The sequence below is a fragment of the Candidatus Symbiothrix dinenymphae genome (assembly GCF_001431085.1).
In genome coordinates, this window is the sequence record NZ_BBRU01000280.1 from 1 (window position 1) to 549 (window position 549).

1 protein-coding gene is annotated in these 549 nt (G+C 50.1%); it reads right to left on the minus strand.

Annotation, left to right across the window (positions count from 1 at the left end):
* The coding region (gene ruvC, locus ASC50_RS03610) for a crossover junction endodeoxyribonuclease RuvC (RefSeq protein ID WP_082592072.1) at positions 1–393 on the minus strand (393 nt) is incomplete at its 3' end.
* Between the last annotated feature and the right edge of the window lie 156 nt (positions 394–549).

Genomic DNA, 549 nt, shown 5'->3' on the forward strand with positions numbered 1-549 from the left:
TTTTGGGATTTTCAAATTCTTTTGCAGCATGTACGACACTTGCTCTTTGGTGGCTGTTCCGGTGCCTGTGATTGCCATTTTGATTTTCAGCGGGGCATATTCAAAAATGGGGATGTCGCGACTGAGCGCTGCCGCCATCGCCACCCCCTGAGCACGTCCCAGTTTGAGCATACTCTGTACATTTTTGCCAAAAAACGGGGCTTCAATTGCCAGCTCGTCAGGCAAAAAATCGTCAATCAGGCTGATGACACGCTCAAAAATTCGCAGCAACCGCAAATAGTGACTGTCGTATTTTTCGAGCATCAGCACGCCCATCGTCAGCAACGCGGGCTTGTTGTTGGTGATTTGCAGCAAGCCGTAGCCCATCACATTGGTGCCCGGGTCGATGCCCATGATAATTTTGTCCTTGATTATTTCCACAACCGTTTTATTGCTTGCTCTACAAAAAAACTGATGATTGTTGGACCGGCGGCACCCACGGCGGCATGTACGGCATCTTTTGCCGCACCCGCCAATAAAGGACCGGGGTGGCTGCAAAGATAGCTCCAA